5 protein-coding genes and 1 pseudogene are annotated in these 8,111 nt (G+C 65.4%); 4 read left to right on the top strand and 2 right to left on the bottom strand.

The genetic code is table 11. From position 1 onward, the window contains the following. The 4 genes and pseudogenes from EOA38_RS21090 to EOA38_RS21075 all read left to right on the top strand — a co-directional run. Nucleotides 1–252 (top strand): annotated as a pseudogene (locus EOA38_RS21090) (glutamine synthetase); the annotation flags it as partial. Between the two features lie 343 nt (nt 253–595). Further along, nucleotides 596–1,663 carry an HlyD family efflux transporter periplasmic adaptor subunit gene (locus tag EOA38_RS21085; RefSeq protein ID WP_126091810.1) on the top strand — a complete coding sequence of 356 codons (1,068 nt, stop codon included), beginning with the start codon at nt 596–598 and terminating at the stop codon, nt 1,661–1,663. Then, entirely contained in the window at nt 1,660–4,440 is a 2,781-nt protein-coding gene (gene rbbA, locus EOA38_RS21080; RefSeq protein WP_189350525.1) for a ribosome-associated ATPase/putative transporter RbbA, read from the top strand. Before EOA38_RS21085 ends, rbbA begins: the two co-directional genes overlap by 4 nt. After that, nucleotides 4,440–5,552 (top strand): ABC transporter permease, encoded by a 1,113-nt coding sequence (locus EOA38_RS21075; protein WP_126091808.1) that lies wholly within the window; start codon nt 4,440–4,442, stop codon nt 5,550–5,552. The genes rbbA and EOA38_RS21075 overlap by 1 nt, the downstream gene beginning before the upstream one ends. A 31-nt stretch (nt 5,553–5,583) precedes the next feature. Here EOA38_RS21075 and EOA38_RS21070 read toward each other — a convergent pair whose 3' ends face one another. Both EOA38_RS21070 and EOA38_RS21065 read right to left on the bottom strand, forming a co-directional pair. Beyond that, complete coding sequence (locus tag EOA38_RS21070; protein ID WP_126091807.1) at nt 5,584–6,573, bottom strand: ABC transporter permease; 990 nt, start codon at nt 6,571–6,573, stop codon at nt 5,584–5,586. Continuing rightward, nucleotides 6,570–8,111: sugar ABC transporter ATP-binding protein (locus EOA38_RS21065; protein WP_210212978.1), on the bottom strand; the 1,542-nt coding region annotated here is incomplete at its 5' end. The genes EOA38_RS21065 and EOA38_RS21070, both read right to left, overlap by 4 nt.

The raw sequence follows: 8,111 nt of genomic DNA, 5'->3' as shown, positions 1-8,111 counted from the left end.
GCGCTGATCGGTATCGAGCGGCAGCTCTCGCCCGGCGAGCCGACCGGCGGCGAGGGACAAGGGCTGACGCTCGCCAAGCTGCCGCCGGATTGGGCCTCGGCCATCGCCGCCTTCGAGACCGGCAAGCGCGTCGCCGAAATCTTCCCGGCCGTGCTGCGCGACGCCTTCGTTGCCTGCAAGCGCCAGGAACTCAATACCTTCGCGCTCAATGTCAGCGACTTCGAGATCGAGACCTATCTCGAAAGCGTCTAATGTATGTCGCCCAAAAGTGCGCAGCGGTTTTGGGAGAACGACATGCATCAAACCAAAGACTTAAAAGCGCGTCGCCTGAATCCGTTTCGTCGCGACGCGCTTTAAGCCGGCTCCCACGGCGCATCGGGCACTTCCCTCAAAGGTCCGTTCCGCACCGCCGCTATGCTTTCTCCCGCGATTGATGCGGATCAAGGTCGCCATGCCGGGCCTCTGTTTTGGTCTCGTTCGCCTCGTAGCCCCGAACGGAGTCCCTCGCCATGGTCGGCATCAAGTTGAGCCCTGAACAGATCCATTCAGCGCCGCCCGCGCTCTTCGGCGCGTCGCGCAACGCGGGAGGCAGCCTATGAAGGGCGCTCGGCGGTGGCTGCCTCCCATTATTCTGATCGCCCTCGCGGCAGCCGGCTACTACGCATGGCAGCGGTCCGAGGACGGGGCGTTGCCGCAAGGCATCGCCAGCGGCAACGGCCGCATCGAGGCGGTTGAAATCGACGTCTCGACGAAGGCCGCGGGGCGGATCAAGGAGATCCTGGTCGGCGAAGGCGATTTGGTCAAAGCCGGCCAAGTGCTTGCCCGCATGGATACCGTGCAGCTCGAGGCGCAGCGCCGCCAAGCCGAGGCGCAGCTTCAGCGCGCCACCATCGGGGTCGAGACCGCCGGCAGCCTGGTGACGCAACGCGAAGCCGAAAAGACGGCAGCGGCCGCTGTCGTCGCGCAGCGCGAAGCCGAGCTCGACGCCGCCGAGCGGACCCTGGCGCGCTCTCAGCAGCTCGCGGTCAACAACACCGTCTCCCAGCAAGTCCTGGACAACGACCGTGCCGCCGAACAGAGCGCGAAGGCCGCCGTTGCCGCGGCGCAGGCCCAGCTCGCCGCCAGCGAGGCGGCAATCAACGCGGCGCGGGCACAGGTGGTCGATGCCAAGGCCGCGGTCGACGCCGCGCAGGCCGCGATCGAAAGCATTGCCGCCGATATCGACGACGCCACGCTGGAATCGCCGCGCGACGGACGCGTCCAATTCCGGGTAGCGGAACCCGGCGAGGTGCTCGCTGGCGGCGGACGCGTGCTCAACCTCGTCGACCTTGGCGATGTCTACATGACCTTCTTCCTGTCGACCGCGCAGGCTGGACGCGTCGCGATCGGCTCTGAGGTGCGCCTCGTGCTCGATGCGGCGCCGCAATACATCATCCCCGCCAAGGTAACCTTCGTCGCGGACGTCGCGCAGTTCACGCCCAAGACTGTCGAGACGGAGGAAGAGCGCCTGAAACTCATGTTCCGGGTCAAGGCGCACATCTCACCGGAGCTGCTTCGCAAATATATCCAGCAGGTCAAGACCGGGCTGCCCGGCGTGGCCTATGTGCAGCTCGATCCGCAGGCGCAATGGCCGGCCGGCGTCCAAGGAAAGCTTGTGCAATGAATGCTCTGGCTGACAGCGCCGCAGCCTTCTCGTCAGGGCAGGTCGCGCGGCTGGAGAATGTCGGCCAGGTCTTTGGAAAAGTCAGGGCTCTCGATGCCATAACGCTCGACTTCCCCGCCGGCTGCATGGTCGGCCTGATCGGGCCGGACGGCGTCGGCAAATCCAGCCTGCTTTCCCTGATCGCCGGAGCGCGGACGATACAGCAGGGGCATATCGAGGTGCTGGGCGGCGACATGGCCGACCTCCGCCACCGGCAGAGCGTCTACCCCAGGATCGCCTATATGCCGCAAGGTCTCGGCAAGAACCTCTATCCGACGCTGTCGGTCTTCGACAACATCGATTTCTTCGGCCGCCTTTTCGGACACGACCGGCAGGAGCGGGAGCGCCGCATCGGCGAGCTTCTGAGGCGCACCGGGCTTGCGCCTTTCGCCGATCGCCAGGCCGGCAAGCTTTCGGGCGGCATGAAGCAGAAGCTCGGCCTCTGCTGCGCCCTCATCCACGATCCGGACCTCTTGATCCTGGACGAGCCGACCACCGGCGTCGACCCGTTGTCGCGCCGCCAGTTCTGGGAACTGATCGGCGAGATTCGCAAGAGCCGCGACGGCATGAGCGTCATCATCGCGACGGCTTATATGGAGGAGGCATCCCGCTTCGACTGGCTGGTGGCCATGGATGGAGGCCGGGTGCTCGCGTCCGGAACCCCGTCCGACCTGCTCGAAAGGACGGGCACACCCGATCTCGACGCGGCTTTCATCGCCCTGCTCCCTCCGGAGAAACGCGACGGACATGAGGCTGTCGTGATCCCTCCGCGGCCCGCCGGTGCCGACGGTGTATCCGCCATCGAGGCTGAACATCTTACCATGCGCTTCGGCGATTTCACCGCTGTCGACGACGTGAGCTTCCGCATCGGCCGAGGCGAAATCTTCGGCTTCCTGGGCTCGAATGGCTGCGGCAAGACGACCACCATGAAGATGCTGACCGGGCTGCTCGAGCCGAGCGAGGGCAAGGCACGGCTGTTCGGACGCGAGATCGACCCGCGCGACATCGAAGTGCGGCGGCGTGTCGGCTACATGTCTCAGGGATTCTCCCTCTACTCGGAACTGACGGTTCGGCAAAACCTCGATCTGCATGCCCGCCTCTTCGGCATGGCCGACGCCGCGATCCCATCCCGCGTCGAGGAGGTCGCGCGGCAGTTCGGTCTGGCCGACAATGTCGACACGCTGCCCGAAGCGCTGCCGCTCGGCATCCGCCAGCGGCTGTCGCTGGCGGTGGCGATGATCCATTCTCCGGAGATACTGATCCTCGACGAGCCGACCTCCGGCGTCGATCCGGTGGCCCGCGACGGGTTCTGGCGGATCCTTGCCGACCTCTCCCGCAAGGGGAACGTGACGATCTTCGTCTCCACGCATTTCATGAATGAGGCGGAGCGCTGCGATCGCATCTCGCTCATGCACGCCGGCAAGGTCCTGATCAGCGACACGCCAGGAGGCATTGTCGGGAGCCGCTCGGCGGCAACGCTGGAAGAAGCCTTTGTCGGATATCTGGAGGAGGCGACAGGGCCCGAGCAACCCGGGGGCTCAGCCGCTGAAACAGCCCCGCTCACCGAAAGCACGCCGCACAGCCGCCCCAAAAAGAGCCGCGCCGACCGTTTCTTCGATCTGCGCCGCATGTTCGCCTACACCCGGCGCGAAGCGCTCGAACTCGTACGCGATCCGATCCGTGCCACGCTGGCTACCATCGGCAGCCTCATCCTGATGTTCGTCGTGGGCTACGGCATCAACATGGACGTCGAGAATCTCTCCTTCGCAGTCCTCGATCGCGACGACACGACGATCAGCCGGGATTATACGCTGCAGATCGCCGGCTCTCGCTATTTCACCGAGAAGACACCCATCGCCGACTATGCCGATCTCGACCGGCGCATGGAGAACGGGGAACTCAGCCTCGCCATCGAAATCCCACCCGGCTTCGGGCGCGATCTTGCGCGCGGCCGCCAGGTCACGATCGGCGCCTGGATCGACGGAGCCATGCCCGCGCGTGCCGAGACCGTTCTGGGCTACGTCTCGGGAATGCATGCCGGCTGGCTTACGCAGAAGGCGCGCGAGCTCTACGGCGACGCCGCCACGGCCAGCGCCTTCCAGCTCGATATCCGCTACCGCTACAACCCCGACGTCCGCAGCCTCGACGCCATCGTTCCGGCCGTTATCCCGATGCTTCTCCTGCTGATCCCGGCGATGCTGGCCGTGCTGAGCGTGGTGCGGGAGAAAGAACTCGGCTCCATCATCAATTTCTACGTCACGCCGGTCACCCGGCTCGAGTTCCTGGTCGGCAAGCAAATCCCCTATGTCGTCCTCGCAATGCTGAACTTCGTGCTGCTGACGATCTTTGCCGCCTTCATTTTCGGCGTGCCGCTGACTGGCAGCCTTCCGGCTTTCGCCGCCGCGGCCCTTCTCTATGTGATGGCCACGACGGCAATGGGGCTTTTTCTGTCGACCTTCATGAGGAGCCAGATCGCGGCAATCTTCGGAACCGCGCTGCTTACCATGATCCCCGCCACCCAATATTCGGGCATGATCGATCCGGTGTCGTCGCTTCAGGGTGCGGGCGCGTTGATCGGCCGAATCTATCCGACCACCTATTTCGTGACGATCTCGCGCGGCGTCTTTTCCAAGGCGCTCAGCTTTGCCGACCTGTCCGGCTCGTTCGTGCCGCTGCTCGTCGCCATTCCGGTGCTGCTCGGCCTCGGAGCGGCCTTCTTGAGAAAACAGGCCCGCTAATGCGCATCGCCAACATATACAACCTCGGCATAAAGGAACTGCGCGGCCTTGTGCGGGACCCGATGATGCTTGTGCTGATCGTCTATGCCTTCACCGCCGCCATCTACACCGCTTCCAAGGCGATGCCGGAGACGCTCAATCACGCTCCGATCGCCATCGTCGACGAGGATCAGTCGCCGGTTTCATCGCGTATCGTCACGGCATTTTATCCGCCTTACTTCACCGCGCCGCTGCTTATCTCCCAGCCCGAGATGGACAGCCGCATGGATTCGGGCACGGATACTTTCGCGCTGGACATTCCGCCGAACTTCCAGCGCGATCTCCTTGCCGGCCGCTCGCCAACGGTTCAGCTCAACATCGACGCCACCCGTATGTCGCAGGCCTTTACCGGCGGAGGTTATATCCAGTCGATTGTTTCCGGAGAGGTGGACGAGTTCCTGAACCACTACCGCTCCAAGGCTTCCCTGCCGGTCAACCTCGACCTGCGGGCGCGCTTCAACCCCGAACTCAACAAGGGCTGGTTCGGTGCCGTCACCGATGCGATCTCCTCCATCACGATGCTTTCGATCGTGCTCACCGGTGCGGCGCTGATACGCGAGCGCGAGCACGGGACGATCGAGCATCTCCTGGTGATGCCGGTTACCCCGTTCGAAATCATGACAAGCAAAATCTGGTCGATGAGCATCGTTGTCCTCCTAGCGTCCGGCCTTGCGCTCGTCTTCGTCATCCAGGGACTGCTGTCGGTCCCGATCAACGGATCGATCGCGCTCTTCATGGTGGGCGCGGCCCTCGACATAATCGCCATGACCTGCCTGGGGATATTCCTAGCCACCGTCGCCGGCTCCATGCCGCAATTCGGCTTGCTGCTGATGATGGTGCTCCTGCCCTTGCAAGTGCTGTCCGGCGGCGTGACTCCGCGCGAGAGCATGCCGCTCGCTATCCAGGCCATCATGTTCGCCGCGCCCAACACGCATTTCGTCATGCTGGCCCAGGCGGTCCTTTTCCGCGGCGCGGGCCTCGATGTCGTCTGGCCGCAGCTTGCGGCGCTGTTGATCATCGGCATACTGCTGTTTGCGTTCTCACTCTGCCGCTTCCGTCAGTTCCTGAAATAGAACCGGAATCTCCACGCTTGAACGGCAAGGGCTACTCTCCCGACCGCGCCCGCTGGCGCTCCTGGACGATGACCGCCAGGATCAGCAGCGCGCCCTTGGCGAGCAGTTGGTAGAAGGTCGGCACGCTGGTCAGGATCATGCCGTTGTTGAGGACGCCGATGATCAGCACCCCCAACATGGCGCCGATGATAGTGCCCTTGCCGCCCTGCAGCGCGCAGCCGCCGAGGATCGCGGCGGTGATGGCCTCGAGCTCGAGCCCCTGGCTGCCGGAGGCCGGCTGCCCCGACATGGTGCGGCTGGCGAGCACCAGGCCCGCCACCGCCGCGGCGAAGCCGCTCATCGCATAGATCGAGATCTGATAGCGGCGGATCGGGATGCCGGCGAGCCGCGCCACGGTCGGGTTGCCGCCGAGCGCATAGATGTTGCGTCCGACGACGGTCTCGCGGGTGAAGACGATGAAGGCCGCCATCGCGGCGATCAGCAACCAGATGGCGAAAGGCAGGCCGAAGAGCGTGCCGATGCCCAACGCGCGCAGGCTGTCACCGGTGATCGGGATCGAGTTGCCGTTGTTCATCAGATAGGCGAGGCCGCGGAATGCCGACATGGTTCCAAGCGTCGCGATCACCGCGTTGACCGGGCCGTAGACGATGATCAGGCCGTTGACGGCGCCCGCCACCAATCCGGCAAGCAGCCCGGCAAGGATGCCGGCCGGGATCGATCCGGTTTCCTGGGCGACGACGGCAAGCACCATGGTGCTCAGGCCGACGATGGAACCGACCGAGATGTCGAGCCCGCCGGAGACGATGACGACGGTCTGCGCCATCGCCAATATGCCGAGGATGGTCACCGCGAGCCCGATATTGATGAGGTTGCGCGGCGTGAAGAAGACGTCGGGCCTCAGCGCGCCGAAGATCGCCAGCAGCACGACCAGCGCGATCAGCAGGCTGATGTTCTGCGCGCCGATGCGGCCGAACAGACTTGCCGGCGCGCGCTCGCGGCCGGCGGTCGCGGTATCGGTCACGATACCCTCCTTTCGATTGTCTCTTTGCCCGAGCGCATGGCCAGCGCCAGCACGGCCTCCTCGCTCGCCTCTTGCCACGGGAGCTCACCGCTGATGCGCCCGCTTTGCATCACCAGCACGCGGTCCGCGAGCCCGAGCAGCTCCGGCATCTCGGAGGAGATGAGCAGGATGGCGAGGCCCTGGTCGGCCAGGTTTTCGATGAGCCTGTAGATCTCCGCCTTGGCGCCGACATCGATGCCGCGCGTCGGCTCGTCGAGGATGAGCACGGCCGGCCCCCGCGCTTGCCAGCGCGCGAAGACGACCTTCTGCTGATTGCCGCCGGAAAGCTTGCCGACCGCCTGTTCGATCGACGGTGTCTTGACCCTGAGCTCGGCGACGTGGCGGGCGACCAGCGCGCGCTCGCGCCTGCGACTGAAGAAGCCGTAGCGCGACACCTTGTCGGGCACCACGAGGCTGACATTGTCGCGCACCGCCTGCATGAGAAGCAGCGCTTCCTGCTTTCGGTCCTCCGGCACCAGCCCAATTCCGACCGCGACGGCATCCGCTGGTTCGCGCGGCTTGTAAGGCCGGCCGCCGACCGTCATCTGTCCCGACAGCAGCGGATCGAGGCCGACGATGGCGCGCGCAACTTCCGTCCGTCCGGCGCCGACCAGTCCGCCCAGCCCGACGATCTCGCCGGCCCTCACCTCGAAGCCGATCCCCTGGACGCGACGTGTCGTGACATCTTCCAGCGCCAGCCGGACAGGTCCCAGCGTGCGCTCCTTTCGGTTGAACAGGTCGCTCACCGGACGGCCGACCATCAGCCGTACCATGCGCTGCTCGTCGAGCGCCGCGATCGGCTCGTCGGCGACGCGGCTGCCGTCGCGCATCACCACGCAGCGGTCGGCAAGCTCGATGATCTCGCGCAGCCGGTGCGAAATGTAGATCACGGCGACGCCATCGGCCCTGAGGCGCCGGATGACGCGGAACAGCCGCTGCGCTTCGTCCTCCGTCAAGGACGAGGTCGGCTCGTCGAAGGCGAGCAGCCGCGCGCCCGGTCGCAGCGCGCGCATGATCTCGATCAGCTGCCTGAGCGCCGGGCTCAGGCCATGGCAGCGCTGCCCGGGCGAAAGCACGTCGACCACGCCGAAGGTGCCGAGCAGCTCGAGGCTGCGTCGCTCGAGGTCCGCGCGATCGAGGAACAGCCCTCCACGCGCCTTGATGTCGCCGATGAAGATGTTCTCCGCCACCGTCAGCTCCGGGATGATCTCCGGCTCCTGGTGGATGACCCGGATGCCAGAGCCATGCGCCGCGCGCGGCGAGGTGAGCTGGACCGGATGACCGTCGACCAGAACGCGGCCGCTATCTGGGCGATGCTCGCCCTCCAGCACGCGCATCAGCGTGGATTTGCCGGCGCCGTTCTCGCCGATCAGGGCGGTGATCTCGCCGGCGTTGAAGGCGACCGACACGTCGCGCAGCGCCTGCACGGCGCCGAAGCGCTTGCTGACGCCTTCGACGGAAACGACGGGCGCGGTCATTGGCGGGCGGCCCCGCAAGAA

The sequence above is a fragment of the Mesorhizobium sp. M1E.F.Ca.ET.041.01.1.1 genome (assembly GCF_003997355.1).
Taxonomy (GTDB): Bacteria; Pseudomonadota; Alphaproteobacteria; order Rhizobiales; family Rhizobiaceae; genus Mesorhizobium.
Note: the sequence above shows the minus strand (reverse complement) of the source record. Positions and strands in the feature narration are given on the sequence as shown.

Excerpts from the sequence above, each read along its gene's own strand:
- EOA38_RS21085 (WP_126091810.1), top strand. The coding sequence starts at position 596 with ATGAAGGGCGCTCGGCGGTGGCTGCCTCCCATTATTCTGATCGCCCTC.
- rbbA (WP_189350525.1), top strand. The coding sequence starts at position 1,660 with ATGAATGCTCTGGCTGACAGCGCCGCAGCCTTCTCGTCAGGGCAGGTC.
- EOA38_RS21075 (WP_126091808.1), top strand. The coding sequence starts at position 4,440 with ATGCGCATCGCCAACATATACAACCTCGGCATAAAGGAACTGCGCGGC.